The organism is Cognatundibacterium jejuense (assembly GCF_014284255.1).
Taxonomy (GTDB): Bacteria; Pseudomonadota; Gammaproteobacteria; order Burkholderiales; family Burkholderiaceae_D; genus Undibacterium; species Undibacterium jejuense.
Genome location: NZ_JACOFV010000002.1, coordinates 63,595 through 85,978, shown reverse-complemented (window position 1 = coordinate 85,978; position 22,384 = coordinate 63,595). Strand labels below are relative to the sequence as shown.

Annotated in this window: 17 protein-coding genes; 8 read left to right on the top strand and 9 right to left on the bottom strand. The window is 45.4% G+C overall.

Translation table 11 applies throughout. The features are described 5' to 3' along the window. Positions 1-2 precede the first annotated feature (2 nt). Entirely contained in the window at positions 3-791 is a 789-nt protein-coding gene (gene rsmA, locus H8K32_RS02790) for a 16S rRNA (adenine(1518)-N(6)/adenine(1519)-N(6))-dimethyltransferase RsmA (protein ID WP_186910963.1), read from the top strand. Between the two features lie 37 nt (positions 792-828). Next, a complete protein-coding gene (gene pgi, locus H8K32_RS02785) occupies positions 829-2,475 on the top strand; it encodes a glucose-6-phosphate isomerase (protein WP_186910962.1) in 1,647 nt (548 codons plus the stop codon). A gap of 465 nt (positions 2,476-2,940) precedes the next feature. Here pgi and gloA read toward each other — a convergent pair whose 3' ends face one another. The 6 genes from gloA to glyQ all read right to left on the bottom strand — a co-directional run bounded on the left by gloA (position 2,941) and on the right by glyQ (position 9,204). Then, entirely contained in the window at positions 2,941-3,339 is a 399-nt protein-coding gene (gene gloA, locus H8K32_RS02780; protein WP_222612999.1) for a lactoylglutathione lyase, read from the bottom strand. Between the two features lie 186 nt (positions 3,340-3,525). Beyond that, positions 3,526-4,464 (bottom strand): M48 family metallopeptidase, encoded by a 939-nt coding sequence (locus tag H8K32_RS02775; RefSeq protein ID WP_186910960.1) that lies wholly within the window; start codon positions 4,462-4,464, stop codon positions 3,526-3,528. Between the two features lie 253 nt (positions 4,465-4,717). Beyond that, positions 4,718-5,470 carry a lysophospholipid acyltransferase family protein gene (locus H8K32_RS02770; protein ID WP_186910959.1) on the bottom strand — a complete coding sequence of 251 codons (753 nt, stop codon included), beginning with the start codon at positions 5,468-5,470 and terminating at the stop codon, positions 4,718-4,720. A 58-nt stretch (positions 5,471-5,528) separates the two neighbouring features. Further along, the gene (gene gmhB / locus H8K32_RS02765; protein ID WP_186910958.1) at positions 5,529-6,095 is read right to left on the bottom strand and encodes a D-glycero-beta-D-manno-heptose 1,7-bisphosphate 7-phosphatase; all 567 of its coding nucleotides are present in this window, start codon (positions 6,093-6,095) and stop codon (positions 5,529-5,531) included. 28 nt (positions 6,096-6,123) lie between these two features. Then, positions 6,124-8,208, bottom strand: a complete 2,085-nt coding sequence (glyS, locus tag H8K32_RS02760) for a glycine--tRNA ligase subunit beta (protein WP_186910957.1) — start codon at positions 8,206-8,208, stop codon at positions 6,124-6,126. 33 nt (positions 8,209-8,241) lie between these two features. Next, entirely contained in the window at positions 8,242-9,204 is a 963-nt protein-coding gene (glyQ, locus tag H8K32_RS02755; protein ID WP_186910956.1) for a glycine--tRNA ligase subunit alpha, read from the bottom strand. Positions 9,205-9,481: 277 nt separating this feature from the next. Here glyQ and H8K32_RS02750 point away from each other — a divergent pair, with 277 nt between their 5' ends. The 6 genes from H8K32_RS02750 to H8K32_RS02725 all read left to right on the top strand — a co-directional run bounded on the left by H8K32_RS02750 (position 9,482) and on the right by H8K32_RS02725 (position 17,743). Beyond that, a complete protein-coding gene (locus H8K32_RS02750) occupies positions 9,482-11,986 on the top strand; it encodes a putative bifunctional diguanylate cyclase/phosphodiesterase (RefSeq protein WP_186910955.1) in 2,505 nt (834 codons plus the stop codon). Then, on the top strand, positions 11,983-12,237 hold the full coding sequence (locus H8K32_RS02745) for a hypothetical protein (protein WP_186910954.1): 255 nt from the start codon (positions 11,983-11,985) through the stop codon (positions 12,235-12,237). Before H8K32_RS02750 ends, H8K32_RS02745 begins: the two co-directional genes overlap by 4 nt. 80 nt (positions 12,238-12,317) lie before the next feature. Beyond that, positions 12,318-12,983, top strand: a complete 666-nt coding sequence (locus H8K32_RS02740; RefSeq protein ID WP_246447092.1) for a 3'-5' exonuclease — start codon at positions 12,318-12,320, stop codon at positions 12,981-12,983. Positions 12,984-13,074: 91 nt separating this feature from the next. After that, on the top strand, positions 13,075-13,854 hold the full coding sequence (locus tag H8K32_RS02735; RefSeq protein WP_186910952.1) for a hypothetical protein: 780 nt from the start codon (positions 13,075-13,077) through the stop codon (positions 13,852-13,854). 129 nt (positions 13,855-13,983) lie between these two features. Continuing rightward, on the top strand, positions 13,984-17,085 hold the full coding sequence (locus tag H8K32_RS02730) for an alpha/beta hydrolase family protein (protein ID WP_222612998.1): 3,102 nt from the start codon (positions 13,984-13,986) through the stop codon (positions 17,083-17,085). Positions 17,086-17,128: 43 nt separating this feature from the next. Beyond that, positions 17,129-17,743: a YkgJ family cysteine cluster protein gene (locus H8K32_RS02725; protein WP_186910950.1), complete on the top strand. Its 615-nt coding sequence runs from the start codon at positions 17,129-17,131 to the stop codon at positions 17,741-17,743. Positions 17,744-17,869: 126 nt separating this feature from the next. On the opposite strand, the gene H8K32_RS02720 is transcribed toward H8K32_RS02725, so the two are convergent. The 3 genes from H8K32_RS02720 to H8K32_RS02710 form a co-directional block, all read right to left on the bottom strand. Next, positions 17,870-18,850, bottom strand: coding sequence for a beta-propeller fold lactonase family protein (locus H8K32_RS02720; protein WP_186910949.1), 981 nt, complete (start codon positions 18,848-18,850; stop codon positions 17,870-17,872). A gap of 347 nt (positions 18,851-19,197) precedes the next feature. Beyond that, entirely contained in the window at positions 19,198-19,728 is a 531-nt protein-coding gene (locus tag H8K32_RS02715) for a cytochrome b (RefSeq protein ID WP_186910948.1), read from the bottom strand. A gap of 376 nt (positions 19,729-20,104) precedes the next feature. Beyond that, positions 20,105-22,354: a TonB-dependent receptor gene (locus H8K32_RS02710; RefSeq protein WP_186910947.1), complete on the bottom strand. Its 2,250-nt coding sequence runs from the start codon at positions 22,352-22,354 to the stop codon at positions 20,105-20,107. Positions 22,355-22,384 lie beyond the last annotated feature (30 nt).

Genomic DNA, 22,384 nt, shown 5'->3' with positions numbered 1-22,384 from the left:
TCATGAAACATATTCCACGTAAACGTTTCGGGCAGAATTTTCTGACCGATCAATTGGTGTTGAGTCAAATCATTCGCGCCATCAACCCACGCGCTGGCGAAACCATGGTCGAAATTGGCCCCGGCCTCGCTGCGATGACTAGTCTGCTTCTGGAAGGTCTACCACAGATGCATGTAGTGGAACTGGATCGAGATCTGGTGACGCGACTGAAAAAGAATTTTCCGGCAGACAAACTTATCATCCATGAAGGCGATGCATTGAAATTTGATTTCAATACGATCCCAGTCCCTGAAGGTAAAAAACTGCGTGTTGTTGGCAATTTACCGTATAACATTTCCAGCCCGCTGTTATTTCATCTTACCGAGATTGCCAATCAGGTCGAAGATCAACACTTCATGTTGCAAAAAGAGGTGGTTGAACGCATGGTGGCACCGCCAGGTAGCAAAACTTATGGCCGTTTATCTGTCATGTTGCAGTGGCGTTACGAGATGGATTTATTGTTTGTCGTACCGCCTGAATCCTTTGATCCGCCGCCAAAAGTTGATTCTGCGATCGTACGCATGATCCCGAAAAAAGAAACCTTGCCTTGTGATCAAAAGAGTTTAGAAGCTGTCGTAACTAAGGCGTTTTCACAACGCCGTAAAGTGGTACGTAACTGTGTGGCAGGCATGTTTACTGAGCAGCAGCTCATCGATGCAGGTGTTGATCCGCAAGCACGTCCAGAAACCATTCCGCTCGAACAATACGTCAATCTCGCACGTATTCTTCACACCACGGCATCATTGAAATAGCTTTTTTGATCTTACTTTTTACGCTGATTTTCACACTATGAATATTACGCTGACCCCGGAATGGCAATCCTTGTTGCAACACCAGACTCGTCTGGAGCAAAAACACTTACGCGATTTATTTGCAGAAGATCCGCAACGTTTTAAACGCTTTTCAGCTGAGTTGGATGGTTTGCTCATTGATTATTCCAAGCAAAGAATAGATCAACCAGCTTTAGACGGCTTACTTGCATTGGCACGATTGTCAAATGTCGAAGCCTGGCGAGATCGCATGTTTTCCGGGGAAAAAATTAACATCAGCGAAGACCGCGCAGTATTGCACACTGCTTTGCGTAACATGGACTTTAAACCATTCCCCAATGCCGAACACGACGTGATGCCACAAGTGCGCGCCGTGCGTAAGCAAATGCGTGATATCGTTGAGCGCGTACGTAGTGGTTTGTGGCGCGGCTTTAAAGGTGACGCGATTCAAAATATCGTCAACATCGGTATTGGTGGTTCTGACCTCGGCCCGAAGCTGGCAACGCGCGCTCTGTCAGCGATGCAGCACCCGAATCTGAATTTTTATTATGTCTCGAATTTGGATAGTGCACATCTTGCGCCCTTGTTAGAAGAGCTTGACCCGCGCACGACCCTATTTATCGTTGCATCGAAGACCTTTACTACTCAAGAAACCAGCATAAATGCGCACACAGCGCGTACCTGGTTGATGGCAGCCGCGATGGAAGAATGGGCAATCGGCAAACACTTTATTGCGGTCACTTCCAGTCCCGATAAAGCTCGTGAATTCGGTATTCCTGACACGAATATTCTGACCATCTGGGACTGGGTTGGTGGCCGTTATTCTTTGTGGTCGGCGGTTGGTTTGTCCGTTGCCTTAGCAATAGGAATGAGTGGTTTTGAGCGTATGTTGCAAGGCGCAGAAACCATGGACAAGCACTTTTGTGCGACGCCGCTCGAACATAATCTACCTGTATTAATGGCGTTGATCTCGGTTTGGAATACTAATTTCCTGGGAGCGGAAACGACGGCAATTTTGCCGTATAACGAATCTATCCGTCACTTGCCTGCATTTTTGCAGCAACTGGAAATGGAGTCTAACGGTAAAACAGTAGGCCGCAACGGCGAGCCTTTGACTTGTCGCGCCAATCCTATCGTTTGGGGTGAAATTGGCGTCAACGGCCAGCACGCCTTCTTCCAATTATTGCATCAGGGCGGCTGGTTGATTCCATGTGATTTCGTGGTCGCTGCATCCAGTGATCATCCATTACCAGGTCATCAGGCACCTTTGCTTGCGAACTGTCTGGCGCAAAGTGCCGCTTTAGCGTTTGGGAAAACAGAATCACAAGCGCGTGAAGAACTGACCAATGCGGGTTTAAACGAAGCCCAAATTGCTACCCTGTTGCCGCATAAGGTTTTCGCAGGTAATCAACCATCCACGACGATTTTGATGCCAGCTCTTGATCCATTTCAACTCGGCATGTTGCTAGCATTGTATGAGCACAAAGTGTTTGTACAAGGCGTTATCTGGGGTATTAACTCATTTGATCAATGGGGCGTGGAACTTGGCAAACAATTGGCAAACCGCCTGTTACCAGCAATTCTCGGTAACCAGGATTACGACGCCCAACTTGATACTTCTACTAGCGGCTTGATTGCTTATTTCCGCCGCCACGGTCACGTGTGATCCACTATATTGAGGATAACTTGAAACGTCCAAGTTATCCTCACCGCATTATTTTACCCATTAGTTTTTCTATGGCGGTTCACGGGTATAGGCTGATTTTTTAAGCGCTTCCAAAAATGTAAAATATCGTGTCTCATCATTTATCCATGTAAGACGTGGATTGTCCTGGAGTATTATTGCCTTCCATCATTAACTTTTCTCCAGGCATCAGTTTTATTATGTGGACAATGATTTTTTCTTGCTTGGCGTTGCTATTTATTTTGAGTTTGGTTTTTTTGATGAAAGTCATGAACACAAGTGCCCGTGAGTCCGATAACAGTGCAGACACCAAAAAACTACCTGTGAAAATTGATCGCTGATCTGTTTTAAGTGGTATTGAGCGTTAAACACTTGTTTGCTTTTATGTATACCTTGCACCGGTAATTGATTGCAATGTTGTCCGGTGCAAGTATCTTATATATCCTGTTAGAGCGTAACGTCTGAACTTCGTTGTATCAATTCAATTTTATAACCATCGGGATCCTGCACAAAAGCGATGATGGTTTTTCCGCCTTTCACTGGACCAGCTTCGCGCGTTACGTTGCCACCACGTTCCTTGACTGCAGTACACGCTGCCTCTGCATCAGGTACTGCAATCGCAATGTGACCGTAGGCCGTACCCATATCGTATTGCTCTACGCCGTAGTTGTAGGTCAGTTCCAGTTCTGCATGTTCAGGGTTGCTGCCATAGCCCAAAAAAGCCAGTGTATATTTATATTCTGGATTATCAGATTGGCGCAGCAAGTGCATACCCAATACTTTGGTATAGAAATCGATAGAGCGCTGCAGATTACCGACGCGTAGCATGGTGTGTAAAATTCTCATGGTTTTTTCCTTGGTGTTTGGTGTTGTTGCGATCAGGTATTGAGGTTTGCACATTTTTGTATACCACGCGCATTTTTACATATTCTGGAAAACTGTGTTTTATTACGGTAGGACGGGGGCGACCCGCGCTGTGATCGCTGATGATGTGATTGGTGGATTGCACCCGCCCTGAAAATGAATGGATAATTAAAAATTCGGCAAATCCGCCGTCGCATGTTGTCGCAACTGGCGGCGGGCTATGTCGAAATCAGGGAAGATGGATTCTACGGTCGCCCAAAAGCGTGGGCTATGATTCATTTCTTTTAAATGTGCCAATTCGTGCGCAATCACATAGTCAATAATCAGCGGTGAAAAATGAATCAGGCGCCAATTTAAACGGATTTTTCCTTGCGAGGTACATGAGCCCCAGCGCGTCGTTGCGGCCGATAGCGACACGCTGTGATAGCGTACATTGAGTTTTTCCGCATAGCCAGGCAAGCGTTCGTTAAATTCGCGCTTTGCTTGTTGCTGTAACCAATTGCGGATCAAGTCTTTTAATTGTTGTTCGCTGGTATCTGCAGGCAAACGCACGTGTAGTTCATTTGCTTCTGAATCAAAATGAACACCTGTGTTGGGCGCGTTCATTACGCGGACAACCATTTCATTGCCCAGATAAGCCAACTTCGCTCCGTCACCCCAGACAATGACTGGTTCGCGCTTACGCAAAGTACGTTCGTGTCGCTCGCTGAGTTTGCGTAAAATCCAGTTTTTCTTTTCATGAATAGCAGACTCGATGGCGGTAATGGTAACCCAGCGAGGGGCTGTAATGTGTAATCCTCCATCATTGATTAAAAAGCCAATGCTACGGCGCTTGGATCGTTGTAGATCATATTCAAGTACCGTGCCATTAATCAGAATACGGCGATGATTGCCAGTGTCAGTCTTATCCTGCGGAGGTGCTAATGGTAGCGATGGACGCGACGATTGTTGCTCATCATTTTTGCTTGTCGGGGGGGCTATTGGTTTTGGCGTTGGTGATGGTAACTCAGGTGCTTCTGGCTTGGCTTTACGGCGTTCCGGCAACAAAAAATCGCTGAATAAATCCAGTTGTAATGCGAGTTGTATGGCTTTTACGATAGATGGCATACGCAGTTCAATTCAGACTGACAATCAGGATTTTTATCGTGGATGCGGACGGAATTTTTATAGGAAGAATTTAAATTCAGCTATGCATACTGTATCTCAAGTCAGAGAATACTGCACGAGGCTGAACGATGTCGCTTGGGGAAGCGTAAAGATTTTTTGGTAACGAAAAAATTTGCGAAAATTAAACCTGAAGCTCAAAAATGGGGCAGCTATAGTTTAATTTTCGCTCTGAAAATATTAATAAAGGCTTACTTTATTTTTCTGAGCCGTCAACATTATAGGCATGTGGAGAGATTACGCGCATTTCTGCTTCTATCCATGCCTCGACTTTTTGCATTAAATCGAAAGGATTTTCACCTTCTGATGAGATAGGCTTCCCGACGGAAATAGTGACTGTACCAGGACGCTTGATAAAAGAATTTTTCGGCCAGCATTCACCGGAGTTTAAAGCGATGGGAACAACTTGTGTGTTTGTTTCTACAGCCAGTCTGGCGCCACCACCTTTATAGCTGCCTTTTTTACCAACCGCAATGCGAGTGCCTTCAGGAAACATGATGATCCATTGTCCGTCCGCAAGGCGCTTTTTACCGTGAACAACGACTTGTGCAAACGCATCCTTACCTTTGCTGCGATCAATCGGTATCATGCGCAGCAAAGAAATTGCCCAGCCAAAAAAGGGAATGTAGGTGATTTCTTTTTTGAATACAAACACCAGAGGGCGAGGTGTCGCCATCAATAAAAAAATGGTTTCCCACGCAGATTGGTGCTTGGACAAAATGATCGCTGGCGCATCAGGAAAATTTTCAAAACCTTTAAATTGGTAATGAATGCCGCACACGACTTTTGCAGCCCAGATGATAAAAACATTCCAGCGCGCGGTAATGTAATAACGTTGGTTATAAGGCAGAAATGCAAACAGCATGCTGATCGGTGCCCAAACCACAGTGGCAACGATCATCAGCAGTAAAAAGATGAAAGAACGAATAAACGGTATTACATTACGCATGAAGTCTCCAGGTCAGAAATGATTGCTATCTATCTTATTTTTATTTTAGTTTATAGCATTAAACGGCAAAATTAAGTTCGGCTTGCAGGGAATTGCTCAGCAATTGATCTACCATCGCTTCCAGATTCGGATAAATTTGTGTCCCGGGTGGCAAGCCGCCTTTCTCTTGGGTCTTAACCCCTTTACCGGTCAATACCAGATGCGGTACGCAACCCATCATGAAGCCAGATTGCAAATCACGTAATGAGTCACCGACGCTATGTATGCCTTTGAGGTTGATATCATAGCGGCGGCTGATCTCATGCAGCATCCCAGGTTTCGGTTTGCGGCAGTCACAATTGTCATCGGCGGTATGCGGGCAGAAAAAAACGGCATCGATGGTGGCACCAACTTGTTGTGCTGCCGTGTGCATTTTTTGATGAATCGCATTTAAGGTCGCCATATCAAATAATTTGCGTCCTATGCCAGACTGATTGGTCGCGACCACCACGGTATAGCCCGCCTGGTTCAGACGGGCGATGGCTTGCAATGAGCCAGGAATGGGAATCCACTCAGCAGGTGATTTGATGAACGCATCAGAATCCTGGTTGATGACGCCATCACGATCAAGAATAATGAGTTTCATGCCATGTCCTTTCTCAGCCATCATCACGTTATGCCGCGAGTTTAGAAATGTCAGCGACTTGATTGAGCATCACATGCAAACTTGCCAGCAATGCCAGGCGGTTATTACGTAAAGCCAGATCGTCGGCATTGACCATTACATCGTTAAAGAAGTTATCTACTTCAGTGCGCAAGGCTGCCAGGGTTTTTAACGCTCCGGTAAAGTCGCCGCTACTAAATGCGGCATCCACTTGCGGTTTGACATTCGCCATTGCGTTGGCAAGTGCTTGTTCTGGCGCCTCAATTAACAATGCCGGGTTAATGCTGGTCGGAACACTGTCTGCTTTCTTCAGAATATTGGTAATGCGTTTGTTCGCAGCAGCCAGAGAGACGGATTCTGGCAGGGCGGCGAAGGCTTGTACCGCTTGCAAGCGTTCAACGATGTTATCCAGTGTATCCGGATTTTGTGCAACGACAGCTTCGACTTCGTTTTGAGAAAAGCCGCGATCACGCAATTGTCCGCGTAGACGATCAAACAAGAAAGTGAGTACGTCGGCAGATGGATCTTTGAAATTCGCATTGCCGGCAAACAGGGCAACTGCATCAGCCAACAAACCCGACAGCGATAAAGGCAAACGCTTTTCTACTAACATACGCAAAATGCCGAGCGCATGGCGGCGCAAGGCGAACGGATCGCGATCACCAGTTGGTTGCAAACCGATGCCCCAGATACCGACCAGCGTTTCTAATTTATCAGACAGTGCAACTGCCGTACCGGTCATGGTTGAAGGTAATGCATCACCCGCGAAACGTGGTTGGTAATGTTCTGACGCCGCAGCTGCGACATCAGCGTGTTCGCCGTCATGTTGCGCGTAGTAAGTGCCCATGATGCCTTGCAGCTCCGGGAATTCACCGACCATGTCAGTCAATAAGTCTGTCTTCGCCAGCAAGGCTGCGCGTTCAGCTAATGCGATATCTGCGTGCAAGTGGGCAGCAATTTTACCGGCCAATGTCTTTACGCGTTCGGTACGTTCAGCCTGACTGCCAAGTTTATTGTGATAAACGACATTAGCTAACATTGGTAAGCGTGATTCCAGTGTTTTTTTCTTGTCTTGCTCAAAGAAAAATTTTGCATCCGACAGACGTGGACGAACGACGCGTTCATTGCCTTGAATGATGTGTTGCGGATCACTGGTTTCCAGATTGGAGACGATCAAGAAACGTGAACGCAGTTTGCCATTCGGATCAGTCAGCGCAAAATATTTTTGGTTGGTCTGCATCGTCAGGATCAGACATTCTTGTGGCACGGCTAAAAATTCTTGTTCAAAATGGCATTCGTAGACCACTGGCCACTCGACCAAGGCAGTTACTTCATCCAACAAAGATTCTGGCATCAATACCAAATCAGCACCTGCTTTTTGCAACAAGGCAGTGCGGATTTGTTCTTTACGTTCTGTCACGCTGGCAACCACTTTGCCTTCTGTTTTTAAAACGGCTGGATAATCATCTGCGTGTGCAATGCTGACCTTGCCAGCGGATAAAAAGCGATGACCCTGGGTAACGCGATAACTATGTAAGCCAAGCAAAGATAGCGGCACGATATCGTTACCATGCAAAGCGATGACGCTATGCACAGGACGAACGAAGTGTACGGTCTCGCCATCAGGACGTTGATAGCTCATGACCTTCGGAATTGGTAATTTGCTGATCGATTCTTCTACTGCGCTTTGCAAAGCAGGTGCTAAGGAAGAACCTGGTGCCGTGTGGTTGTAGAAGAAGCTTTCTGCTTTGCCATCAATCGCGCGTTCCAGATCGCTGATTTGCAAATGCGGAAAACCCATTGCCGCCAGCTTTTTGATCAATGGCGCCGTTGCTTTGCCATCGGCATCCATGGCCACGCTGACTGGCAATACTTTGTCGCGCATCAGCTTATCTGGTGATGTGGCGCGTACTTTGCTGATGCTCACTGCCAGACGACGTGGTGAAGCATAACTCGTGGCTACCGATTCAGCATCTAAGAAATCACGTGATTTCAAACCGGCGACAATGCCAGCGGCAAAGGCTTCGCCTAATTTTGCCAGTGCTTTTGGTGGTAACTCTTCGGTAAATAATTCAACTAATAAGGTGTGATTCATTTTTAAAATCCAGTCAATTCTGTCAATGTTCGCTTAAGCGGCTTCAGTTGGTGAAGGCGCTGAAGGGGCAGGGGCTGGTTTATGTTTGTCATCCGCTGCACACATAGGGAAACCCAATGCTTCGCGTGAAGCGTAATAAGCCGCAGCAACAGCGCGCGAAAGATTGCGAATACGGCCGATATAGGCCGCGCGTTCGGTGACGGAAATCGCACCACGGGCGTCTAGTAAGTTAAATGTGTGTGCCGCTTTTAAAATCATTTCGTACGCAGGTAATGCCAGCGATTTTTCTGTGACATCAAGCAAGCGTTTCGCTTCTGATTCGTAATTGCTAAACAATGAAAACAAGAAATCAGTGTTTGAATACTCAAAACTGAAGGTTGATTGTTCAACTTCGTTTTGGTGGAACACGTCGCCATAGGTCAGGCGCACAGTTTTGCCGTTTTCTTCGCGTTCGGTCCATACCAAATTGTAGATATTGTCTACGCCTTGCAAATACATCGCCAGACGTTCCAGACCGTAGGTGATCTCACCAAGGATAGGTTTGCAATCGAGACCACCCACTTGTTGGAAATACGTGAACTGTGTCACTTCCATACCATTGAGCCAGACCTCCCAACCCAGGCCCCAGGCACCGAGGGTTGGGTTTTCCCAGTCATCTTCCACAAAGCGAATATCGTTTTGTTGCAAATCCAGACCAAGTGCTTTGAGTGAGCCGAGGTACAAATCCAGAATGTTTTCTGGCGCTGGTTTCAATACGACTTGATACTGGTAGTAATGTTGCAGACGATTTGGGTTTTCGCCATAACGTCCATCTTTTGGGCGGCGAGAAGGTTGCACATAGGCTGCACGCCAAGGCTCTGGGCCGATTGCGCGTAAGAAAGTGCCTGTGTGCGATGTGCCTGCACCCACTTCCATATCATAAGGTTGTAACAAGGCGCAGCCTTGTTTGTCCCAGTAATCTTGTAAAGTCAGAATGATTTGTTGAAATGTGAGCATCGTGCTATCTACCTTTTTCGCGTCCAACGGAGGGCGAGGAATATTGTTTGCCAAACCTACGATTTTAACCTAGAAATGCTGTTGATCAGACATGAAAACTGATAGAAATGCCGTCAGAATGGCTGTATAACGAAGGTATTTGCTGCGATGCGCAACATCTTTGTTTGTCATTTTGCTATTTTGGCCTAATGTTTCTATTGCGTTAATATTTTATACAAGGTATAAAAATCGTCTCAGAGGTTAATCGCAATCTTAGACAAGAGGAGAGGCGCAGCAGATGAGTACAAGCATGCCGGTAGATTCTTTGGATGCCGAATCACAAAAAATGGAGCAATGGTACCGCTTGCTTGGCGAACTGACCCATTGCCTTTGGTATCCAACCGATTTGCCTGGAATGCTACAAGGCTTTTGCCGCATCTTGGTTGAACGTGCCGGTTATTCCAGCGTCGAAATTGTTTTTGAATCCGGCGATCAAGCCGATTCTTATCATGCAAGTAATGGGCGAGGCGGTGATGCTAACTTGGAGTATTTGAGTTTGAGTCTGCATCTTCATCAGCATAACCCGCAAGCGGCCTATGCCAGGCTCTTATTGAGCGCGGACTTTGATCTGGAAGAAGGTAGCGAATCACGTTTGATCCTTGATCGTTTTGTAAAAGAATTAAGCGAAGCGATCATCGCCCTTCTGACCACACACGAACACCATAATTTGCAAGACAATCTGGAGTTGTTGGCTTTACTTGTGAAGCAAAGTCCATTCTCCATTTTGATTACGAATGCAGTTGGCGAGCTTGAATATTGTAACGCCAGCTTTATCCGTCACTCAGGGTTTGAACTGGGGGAATTGGCGGGACATTGCGTGCTTTGGAATAGCGGTGATGCGCGCTTAGATGTCGAGCATATGACGGCGTTTATTGCTTTGCAACCTGGCGAGCATTGGCACGGGGAGGTACTGAGTATCAGCAAAGATGGGCGTCACTATTGGGAACGCCAGGTCGTCAGCCCCTTAAGCGATGATCAGGGCAAAGTCACGCATCTGATTGCAGTGCGCCAGGACATTACGGGCAGGCAAGATCAGCTCAAAGATGTAGAGCAGGCCTTACTGTTACGCGAGCAGGCCTTGGTATCAAGCAGCAATGGCATCATGATTACCCGCAGTGATGAAACTGATCATTCGATTGTGTACGTCAACCCTGCATTTGAGCGTATCACAGGTTATAGGGCTCAAGAAGTCATCGGACTGGAAGGACGTTTTCTGGTGCGTGACGATCTTGCGCAGCCTGATCTCGAAGAGATACGTTCTGCCTTGCGTGAAAAACGTGAGGGTCGTGCGTTGTTACGCAATTACCGCAAAGACGGAACACAATTTTGGAACGAGTTACACATCTCACCCGTCAAGGATGCGCGCGGTGCGGTCACGACCCATTTTGTCAGTGTGATTAACGATGTCAGTGAGCGCGTTAATTACCAAAAAGAACTCGAATATCAGGCCACCCATGACAGTCTTACCGGTCTGGCTAACCGCAATCTTTTGAATGACAGAATTACCCAGGCAATTGCCTGGGCTAAACGGCAGGAATTGCATGTAGGCTTGATGCTGCTCGACCTGGATCATTTTAAGTTGATCAATGATGCTTCCGGTCACGGTGCAGGTGATGAGATGTTAAAGCAAGTAGCACAGCGTCTGAACCAATGCGTACGTGATACCGATACGGTAGCAAGGCTAGGCGGTGATGAGTTTGTGATTGTACTGACCGATTTGCAGGAAAGTGGTGATGTCGATCTGATCGCTGAAAAAATTCTGATGTCTCTTTCGCGTCCGATTTTGATTAATGGACATGATGTGGTTGTTACCGCAAGTATCGGTGTTTCCGTCTACCCACGCGATGGTGATCACGGCGAAATTCTTTTGCGTAACGCTGATATTGCGATGTACCGGGTGAAAGAGCATGGTCGCAACAGCGTACGCCAATTTATTCCGGAAATGGGACTCACCGCGATAAGCCGTCTGAATATGGAAAGTGCGATGCGACGCGGGTTGGAGCGTGGTGAGTTTGCTTTGCATTATCAACCCAAAATTGATTTGCTGACACAGAAGGTAATTGGCGCTGAGGCTTTGGTACGTTGGCATCATCCGCAAATTGGTTTGATTCATCCTATAGAATTTATTCCTTTAGCCGAAGAAACCGGATTGATTTTACCTCTGGGTGAATGGGTGCTGGCGCAGGCATGCCGACAACAAGTTTTGTGGCAAAAAAAGGACGGATTTGATTTGCACATCGCGATCAATATGTCATCGCGCCAATTCCGTCAGGAAGACCTCGCAGAACGTGTTGCCATGATCATCCAAGAGGCTGGCGCTAATCCGCACAAACTCACCTTAGAATTGACGGAAAGTATGGTGATGCAGGACGTAAATAGCACGCTGGGTGCCTTGCGTTCCCTCAAAAATTTAGGTCTGTCGATTTCATTAGATGACTTTGGCACCGGCTATTCCAGTTTGTCTTATTTGCGTCGGTTCCCGATCGATGAATTAAAAATCGACAAATCGTTTATCAATGATATTCACACTAACCCTGATGATGCCGCCATTGCGAGCGCAATTATTGCAATGGGATTAAGCCTCGGTTTAAATGTCGTGGCAGAGGGCGTGGAAAAAAATGAACAAATAAAAGCCTTAAAAGAGATGCGGTGCAGTCAGGTGCAAGGATACTTCTTTGCCAAGCCTATGGATACCATCGCTTTTGAACACTATCTGAATGGCAAACAGGCAAAGTCCAAATGAGTAAAATGTCATGGCGTATCGCTCCGGTCAGCGAGTTATCTCAATTGCTGGTTTCTGCTCATCTCGAAAAATCATCTGCGGTTGGAAGTGCGACCATATATCATTTTCAGCATGAAGGACAAGAAAAAATGGCGGTCGCTCTGGCTGATGGGCAAGCCTTGATGATAGAGCTGCAAAGCCTGGATACGAAGCGAAGGCGCAAGATAGACGGACTGCATGTGCCGAGGACATCTTATGGTGAGGAGGATTAACACCAGCAAGTTGCGCTTGGGCCAGTTTCCTGTAAGCTATCTCATCCCCATTTATTTATCCCCACGGATCAATCGAATTCATGAATAGTCTTTTGCTTGCACCAGCAATCATTGAATTCGCCGAAAATCTTAGCATGACTGTCGATTTAGAAAACCCACTTCCTTCCCCACTCGCTTCCGCACTTCCACCTTATCCCGGAATTGCTCTGGCAGATATTTGTCTGGTACGAACTGACGACGATGCTGCATACGCTTATGCCCACCTCTCCGAGTTGAAAGTAATTGGCTTTGATACTGAAACTAAACCAGTATTTCAGAAAGGTCAACGTAACGATGGGCCGCATTTAATCCAGCTTGCGAGCGAAACCAAAGCTTTTTTATTTCCGGTCGTGCAACCAATGAATGTTGATGTAGTCAAATCATTGCTCGAGGCACCAAACATCTTAAAGGTGGGCTACGGTTTGAACGACGATGTCAAACAATTGAAAAGTAAGTTAGCCATTATCACTGCGAATGTGCTTGACCTTGCCAAAGTAATGCGCGAGAGCAAGCAGCGGGATATGGGGGCAAAGGCAGCGGTTGCGAAATTTTTTGGGATGCAATTGTCCAAATCAAAAAAGACCTCAACTTCAAATTGGGCCTTAAATTCTCTGAGCGAAAAACAAATTTTGTATGCAGCCAACGATGCACAAGTCGCGTTGTTGACCTATCAACGATGGTTGGATTTGAAAAATAATAAGCTGTGATCTTGACGCGAAATTTGATTTTTTCTTGAGATTTTGTACAGAGTGGCACAGCAAGTTTGTAAAATTAGCCTGTTATCAGAATGGATGAGTTATGTGGATTTTTGAAAAGCGTTTAATCGCAGTGAGTTTATTTGGTTTGAGTGCGTTAAGTCTGATGTGTGGTAACGCTCATGCCGACGGTGTTACAGACTTAAAATCGGCGTTGGCAAAGTTACAGGGCAATGCAAGCCTCAAAGCGATATTGGAGGCAAAATCATGGAACCGTCAGGGCGAAGGTAAGGATGCTGAGGAAATGCAATCTGTCGTCAGTGTCAGCGTCGAAGATGGTGCGCGGGGCATGCAAATACTATATAGCAAGGATTTGCTCTCCCGATTGCAAGCTGAAGAGCAGGCAAAGCAAAAAGACCCTAAAGCAAAAATGGCCTTGTCAAAAGCTTTGAAAGAATTTAATTCAACAGAACTGCGCGCCTTACTTTCTGCCGCGGCAGGTTTATCTAGTCGTCTTGAAACTGCTGTCTTTAAAAGCGAAAAAAACGATACCTTCAATAACAAGCCAGCGCGTTTGTTGAGCTTTGATATTCCAGTCGAACATCTGAGTGAAAAAGACCGTAAGTATATAAAAAAATATGAAAGCAAACTCGATGTATGGATAGATAGCGATGGCACGCCATTAGCGAGTCGCAGTAGCGAAGTGGCATCGGGTCGTGCTTTCGTGGTCGTTAGCTTCGACGTGAAAGAAGATGAAAATCTCGTTTATGGTCTGGTTGGTGATCGTTTAGTCGTCTTGAAAAAAGAATGGAAAAATCTGAGTTCCGGCGCCGGTGAACGCAATGAAATTCGCGTCATTAAAACCTTGCAGGTACAAACGTAATTGGGAGTTTTTAGTCCTTTGATCTCTTTATTTTTCTGATCTTTAATTTAAATATTATTCATGTATCCCAAATCCCCATTTTCCAAGCAAAGGGGGCATGTGTGCCCTTTGTGCGCCAGCGCAGTTTTATTGACAGTTTTGTTAAGTAATGCAGCTTATGCGACACCGTCTGTGATCGATGACACAACAGCCAGTGCGATTTCAGTAAATAAATCTGCTACTCCCCTGGTTGCCGACAAAAAGGTGATTTCGCATCACGCTTACGCCAATTGGCGCAGCATCGCAAACACGGTCTTGAGTCGTGACGGAAACTGGGCAGCGTATGCCATGGTGGCGCAAGAGGCTGATGGTGAGATCATTTTCAAAAATTTGAAAGACGGAAAAGAATGGCGCTTCCCACGTGGCATAGCGCCAGCCTTCAGTGCGGATGGCAAATATGTAGCATTTTCCATCCGGCCAACGCAGGCAGAGCTCGACAAAGCGAAGAAAGAAAAAAAGAAGGGCGAGGATTTGCCTAAGGCTGGTCTTGGCATCGTAGACCTCTCCAATGGAAATATGGAAGCGATCGACACTGTCAAACAGTTCGCATGGCCAGAAGAGGGTGGGAATTTTTTAGTTGCCTTGTTGGAACCAAAAAAAGAAGAAAAAAAAGAAATTGGCTCCAATAAAAAAGCTGACATTGAAGATGCGTATGATGAAGAAGCAGGTGGTTCTGATTCTAAGAAAAAAGCCTTGCCAGCTGAGCTTATTTTTATTGACGTTCAAAAAAATGAGCGAAAGTACTTTGATGGCGTGATGAATTTCACTTGGGCAAAGAACGGAAGCTTTCTCGCTTTTAGTGTGCGGAAGCCATTGAAAGATGTGAATGCCAAGCCAGTGCCAATAAAAGAAATTTTGCCTGACGGTATACACATTTTTCATCCTCAAAATGCTCAGGCACAAACGATTCTGAGTGGAGCAGGTAGTTATAAGCAACTGAAATTCAATGATGCTGGAACCATGTTGGCGTTCGTCAGCAATCGTGATGAGATCGCAAAAATAAAAGAAAAAAAGTTGCAGAATGAGAAGTTATTGGCTGTCAAAAAAACATCTGAAAAAGTCTCAACTGACGAAAAGAAGAGCGATCAGTCTAAAGAGAAGAATACTGAAAAAGATGCGAATCAAAATCTCGATAAAGAAGCGCCAATCTATCAACTTTTTTCTTGGAATCCCGGTCAGGATGCGGCACAACTCTTAGCAAGCGCTGAGACCAAAGGTATGCCCGCATCGTGGGGTGTAAGCGAATTTGGCTCATTAAATTTTAGCAAGGATGGTCAACGTCTATTCTTTTCTACCGCTGTTTTGCCTAAACCAGAAACGAAAGACGATGAAGAATTGGTCAAAGTTGATCTCTGGCACTGGCAAGATCCAGAGCTGCAATCGGTACAAAAAGTAAATGCCGAAAAAGATAAAAATAAGCATTTCAAAGCAGTTATTCATCTTGCCGACCAACGCTTTGTGCAACTGGCGACACCATTGATTCCAAGCATAGCATTCAATGACAATGCAGAATTTGCTTTGGGAACGAGTGACGTGCCATACAAGATGCTGTCTTCCTGGGATGGCAATTTCGAGGACGCCTATGCGATCGATTTGAAAACCGGTGTATCCAGCTTGCTGGCGAAGAAATTGCGTTTTTCTGCCAGCTTGTCGCCGGCCGGTAAATACGTGCTGGCGTTTGATGCTGCGAGCAGTCAATGGTTGGCGTGGAATACATTGGACGCCAAGGCAATCGAGCTTACCAAAAAAATCAAAGTCAATTTCGAAGACCACGAACACGATACACCAGAGCCAAGATCAGCGTACGGTGTTGCTGGCTGGACTAGTAATGATCAAACGGTCGTTATCTATGATCAGTATGATTTGTGGGAAATTAATCCACAAACCCTGGAGCATAAAAATCTGAGCAATGGGTATGGTCGTCGCCATCAACTTGAATTACGTTATGTGCCATTGGGTGAAGATACACTAGAAAAATCAGAGGAAGTCACCCTCAGCGCAGAGCGTAAAGCATTGCCATCTCACAGCTGGGTACTTAGCGCAACGCATGAACAAAACCGTTCAAGCGGATTTTTCCAACAAGATCCGCATGGCGGGACACCACAACAATTGATGCTACAAAATAAAATGCTAGGCTCAGTAATCAAAGCAAAGCAAGCCGACGACATTTTATTTACTCAGCAAAGTTTTACTGAGTTCCCCGATTTGTGGCACAGCAATCTGCAATTTCAACATCCTGAAAAAATCAGTGCGGCCAATCCACAGCAGGTCAAGTACAACTGGGGTACCCAGGAACTGATCGAATACACAACCAAGGATGGAAAGAAACTCAAGGCACTGTTGGCAAAGCCTGAAAATTTTGACCCAGCTAAAAAATACCCGTTGATGGTCTACATCTACGAAAAAATGACTGACAACCTGTATCGCTACGTGCCGCCTGCGCCAAGCCAGAATATCAATGTCACGCGGTATGTCAGTAATGGCTATGTGGTGCTGCGTCCTGACATTGTCTATCAGACTGGTCACCCCGGTAAGAGCGCGATGAATGCTGTGATTCCGGCAATCAATAAAGTAGTCGGTCTGGGCTACGTAGATGCGAAGCGTATTGGTATTCAGGGTCATAGCTGGGGCGCCTATCAGATCAACTATATGCTGACCCAGACCAATATGTTCCGTGCAGCGGAGGCGGGTGCTGCTGTTGGAGATATGGTCAGTGGTTATGGAGGTATTCGTTGGGGTAAGGGCGTGTCGCGTGCTTTCCAATATGAAACAGGACAAAGCCGTATCGGTGGAACACCCTGGAGTAAAACCAATGAGTACATAGAGAACTCAGCAATTTTCCACATCGATAAAATTCAGACACCGTATCTGACCAAACACAACGATGGTGATGATGCCGTGCCGTGGTATCAGGCAATTGAGTTTTTTACGGCGATGCGTAGACTCGGTAAAGAAGCGTATTGGTTTAACTACAACGGCGAGAAGCATGGTTTGAAAGACCGTGAAAATATCAAACACTACACAGTTCATCTGGATGAATATTTTGATCACTTCTTACTGAACCAGTCACGGCCAGATTGGATGAATGCGCCAATTCCTTATTTGCAGCGCGGCAAACGCGACGTGAAACCATTGTTCACTCCGGAGGATGTAATGACAGTACCAGTTTCTTCAAGCAAGAAAGAAATGTAGATCGGCGCGTTTTAAACTATTGTTGTATTTCGAAAGAATAAATATGCTTACGCCGGATGAACAGGCTGAATTTTTGGCCGCAATACAATCAGTACGTCGCGTTGCCGTCCGGCAGTTAGCTGAGAAGCCGTATCCGGCGAACATCATGCGTATTGTGCCGCAAATACAGCACGGCATAGATGACTTATTTGCGCAATTAAATATGGCAGGGAAAGAAATTGCCTGCCGCGCTGGATGTAGTTTTTGTTGCCATGTCAGAGTAGAGGCTAAACAACCTGAAATTGATTATATTGCGCATCAATTGAAGCAATTACCCGTCGCTGAATTTGCTCATATTGTTGAACATATGCGGGTTGGCTTGGCTGAGAAGCAAAGATTGGCCGCCACTGAACCGTTTCAGCGACCACCTTGTGTGCTGTTGGAAGACCAGCAATGCATGATTTATGAGAACCGTCCCGCGGTGTGCAGGAAGGGCCATTCTATCGATGCACAACAATGTGCTGACGGTGCACCGACAATCCCGCAACATCTGGATATTATTTTAAAGGCAGAAGCGTTGATGCAAGGCGTAGCAGCAGCCTATGAAGAGGTTGGTTTGCCAGCGGACACCAATGAATTCACCTCGGCTCTATTCGCAACATTAACGACTTCAACTTGATGGACGATTTATAGCCATTCAGCGAGTTTCTAAGAATTTCATCGTATTTTCACCGTCTTTCAATGAGTGTTTGAAAGATAAACCCGCCGATTTTCTAGCGGGTTTGTTTTTGATTACCGGAAATGTCTATTTATTTCCGTAGCTCATAACTGCAAATTGCTTGTCGATGATCGCTGGCAAATAAATGGTTTTGGTAGCTATATCCATTGCCATGGTTCTTGCGCCTTTAAACGTTTTGATGTTTGTTGCTGGTGCGTAATTATTGGCATCGATTTGTTTAATTACCGATAAATTTCCTTCGCCATTGGAGGAATAGATGGTTGCCAGGTCGGCATCATAGACCGCTGCGTCAGGATGACCGCCAATCGCTACGCTGGCTACTTGTTTGCCTGTTGATGCATCCGTTACAACCATCGTATTGTTTTGGCATACAGAAAATAACCTGGCGTTCTTAACATCCATTGCCAGACCAGTTGGCTCTTCACAATGTGGTAGCGGCCATTTGGCGATTAATTTATTACTTGCAATATCGATAACATGTAGTTCAGCTTTATCTTCTACATTGAAGAAAATTTTCCCGGCATTATTAACTGCAAATTCTGGTTTGCCGGTCGTTGCGATAGTAGCGACGACTTGCAAGCTGTTTGCATCAATCACGGTAACGTTGGCACTTTTTCCGTTAAAAGTATAAAGTTGGTGTGATTGTTGATCATATAAAATGGCATCAGGATTCGTGCCGCTGACCTTGATTTCTTGTTTAACTGCGAGTGTATCGAGATCAAACACTGTCACCGTATTAGCTTTGCCATTGCTGGTAAAACCAAGTTTTAAATCCTGAGCAAACGCGATACCATGCACGCCATTCGTATTTGGGATTTCACCTGTTGTCTTGCCAGACGGAAGATCCAGAACTTGTACGTGGTCACCACGACTTAAAAATAGGCGATGACGAAGCACATCAATGTCAATATAATCCCAATGGCTTGGTGTTCCGAGGGTCCAATTTTGAATCCACGATGGCATGTCATTTGCACCCACTGCACTAGTTGCTGTTAGTGCAGCGCCTGACAAGATTGCAGAAGCGATGACTTGTTTTTTTAAACTCATAATTATTTAAATTTGAAAAATTAAATAGAAATTCTTTGCAAAAAGAAGGATGTAAAACACTTTTTTGCAGAGGCGTAAATATTAAAAGCAGATGCAAGCCCCAAAAAAAATTCAAGCACCAACTTGCTTACAATGCATGAACTACTACATTACACATGATGTTCATTTCATGTATGGATGCAGAGTTTTTCAAATTAAAAGTAAGCGACAACCAATTCTTGATGTTGTTGAAGCTTCGGGTGACAAGTGCCAAGGCTTTGAGGCTAAACCGGATCGCAATAAATAGAATTAAAATTGCATTAATTCAGAAGGATTTAGTTGCGATCGGATCGTTTTATCGTCTGGGCTTATTTTTCTGTGCCACCCATTAGCATTCTCTTGAGTACCGCATCTTTAAAAAGAAAGTGATGTACCAACGCGGCAGCTGCGTGCAATGCTGCGATTCCCAGTAAGATGTTGGCAGCCAATGCATGAATGTCTTCAACCTGATGCCTGAACGCCTTATCGCCAGGAGCGAACGAAGGCAGTCTGAACAAATCAAATACATTGTCACCTCGTACCCAGGTGTTAAAAAGCCCCAATAATACGGTTGCGGCGATTAACAGATATAAGAAATGGTGTATCGATTTTGCCAACGTTTGCTGCCAACCCACTGAGGAGGGTGGAAGTTTTGTGCCGGCACTGATGCGCCACCAGAGTCGGTATGCAAATACCAAGGCGAGAACGCTGCCAAACAAAATATGCAAGCTCCGAACCCAGACGCGAGGTGTTCCACTGGGGAACCAATCGATGCTTTGCCCTACGCACCATAAACCAATAATTAAAATTGCTGTAAGCCAATGCAAAGCAATTGTTTTGTGGTCGTAACGATCATTCATTAAGAAACCTCGATTCTCAAAAAAGAATAGGAAAAACGCTGAATTGGCATCTATTAGTATTAATTGATATTAATTGATTAACTGAGATTACTAAGCTTCGATTACCATCCTCAGAAATTTCATAATACGCTTATATTTGCCAGCGCTTGTAGCGAAAAGTGATAAAAAAGCACCAGAGCCATGAACTTCTCTGGTGCTTTCTGAAAGTGAAATATCGATGAGTAGCTGTGGCTCAACGACTTGGACAGACTATGTTGCGCTGCTATAAGCTGCAATACCATGTATTGTCATAAAGGGTAGAACAACATTCTGGCGTAGTGCCGTACTACATTGAAAGTACTACCTTGATAGTACTACGCCAGATTTCAACTTTCAGTTAAAAGTAGCCTTTGAGTGAAAGCATGTAGCTGCGAGGTGCTTGCCATTGATATTGATCTAACGCTGCTGTTGCGCCAGTAGAAATGGACGTCACTTTTTGGCTATTAGTGATGTTGTAGGCACTCACTTGCAATTTCAGTTTTTTGACCATCGTTCCAATATCGCCAAAGGTATAAGACACATTCAAGTCTGCATTGCCATAGGCATCAATCTTATACGCTGCAGGTTCATTATTGACTGCGTATTGATCGCCGACTTGTTTATAGATCAGTGACGCATTCCAAGGGCCTTGATTAAACAACAGACCCAAAGCAGCAGTTGATTTTGGTGCTTTAGCGATTGAGCCAGTGCCTGCGGTGTTACCGTTTTTAAATTTAGCGCTATTTAAAGAGTAGTTTGCATAAATCGCCCAGCCGCCATCAACAAGATATGTTCCTTCAGCTTCAATACCTTTGTACACCGTGCCGCCTTGATTAAAGAAGACGGTTTGTCCTGCAACGACACTTGAACCAATTTGATTGTTAAAGTCGATATAGTAAATATCACCCGCAATCTGGAAACGATCAGATTTATGGACACCACCAAATTGATAGTTGGTGGTAGTTTGAGGATCCGGCGTATTTGTCGGGCTAGCTACTTGGAGAGCAGTTCCCAAAATTGGCACTTGCATACCTTTGGCATACTGAGCGTACAGCGAATCATTTTTGCTGAGCATATGATTCACGGTCAAGAACGGCAAACTTGCTGTAAACGTTTCTGAAAAATTGGCTGCGACGCTAGAACCTTGATTCTTGACGGCATTAACGCTACGAGTAAAGTGCGTATATTTAAATCCAGGCGTCACTGTGGTATTTTCAGTTGCAACCCATTCGAATTCCACGAAAGGCTGGTATTGCTTCCAGCTGGAGTCTTGATTAAATTTAGTACCCTTACCAGCCAAAGTAGGATCAAGTAAAGTCATGGTTGTTAAATCTAAACCATACTGATGGCGTGATGTATCCGACTGCTCCAGCCAGATACCAGTACGAAGCAAACCAGCAGAAAATTCTTTAGTCGCTTTGAAAATATCACCGTTGACACGATAGTGATTTAATTTGTCATAGCCTAAAACACCTCCCGTTGGCACCTTTGCACCGGCATAAGAACTGCCGTTTGTACCAGCCCCTGCTGCGATGACGCCATTACCTAAGTAACCCGTTGCATCAAATCCCGAGATCGTTTTGTTATCGTAAAAATAGGTATACAGATTGTTGTCTGTTTGAAAGCCATCGCCCCAGTTCGTTTGTAATCTGAGATATTCAAAATCCGTTGTCTTGTGAACAGTGTTATATGCATAATAACCTTGGCTGGTTGGGTCATTATTCAAACTGTAATTTTTACCAAACAAGGCTGCTTGCGCGAGCGTCGCGCCAGAAGCTGAATCGGGCAATTGTGTTTTGATGTCGTTATAAGTGGCAAATACAGTAAGGCGTGTGTTGCTGCCCAATTTTTGCTGGTACTTTGCGACAAAATTCGTGCCGTCCATGGTGTTGTAAGTCAGATAGCCATCACTCTTGATTTGTTGTACGTTCAATTGCAAGGTCGAGTCATTTGCACCAAACTTACCGCTTTCAAAAGCGACGCCGAACAAATTCGTATTCCAGGTACCATGCGAAAAATAAACTTCCGTTCCCATTTTGGCAGCTGGCGTTTTGGAGAATAAATTGATGCTGCCGCCATATGTTGCCTGCCCCAGGTAACTTGCGTTGCCAGGACCACGCTCTACTACTACACCGCCAATCACCGCCGCTGGGAAATAAGCTGTTGAGTGATGGGTTGGATCATTCGTATCGCCAAATGGAATGCCATCCCAAGTGACGTTGTATTGAGAATCCTGAAACCCGCGCAATACAGTTTTGGTATCCGCTGCGCCAGGGCCATTTGAGGATGGCTGTGTTGATGCACCTGGTGAGATGCCTGCGATCGTGTTGAAGTTGCCCGTTGGCGCGACAGATTGTTCAATATAGGCACGTGAAATCACAGATTGTGGTTGCGTCGCAGTCAAATTCGCTTGCGTTGGCGCTACCGCAGCAACTGAATCACGTTTAGCAGTCACTTCAACGATCTGACCAGCGCCTGTTTGCGCACCTACTGCACCGAGATTCACTGACTCTTGAGCAAACACAACATGCGGAGCAGCGATAGATAACAATGAAACAGATAACGCATGGCTTAAATAGCGCTTAGGAAACGGAATTGCTTTAGACATAAATAATCCTAGGTTGAAATAAGTGAAGAT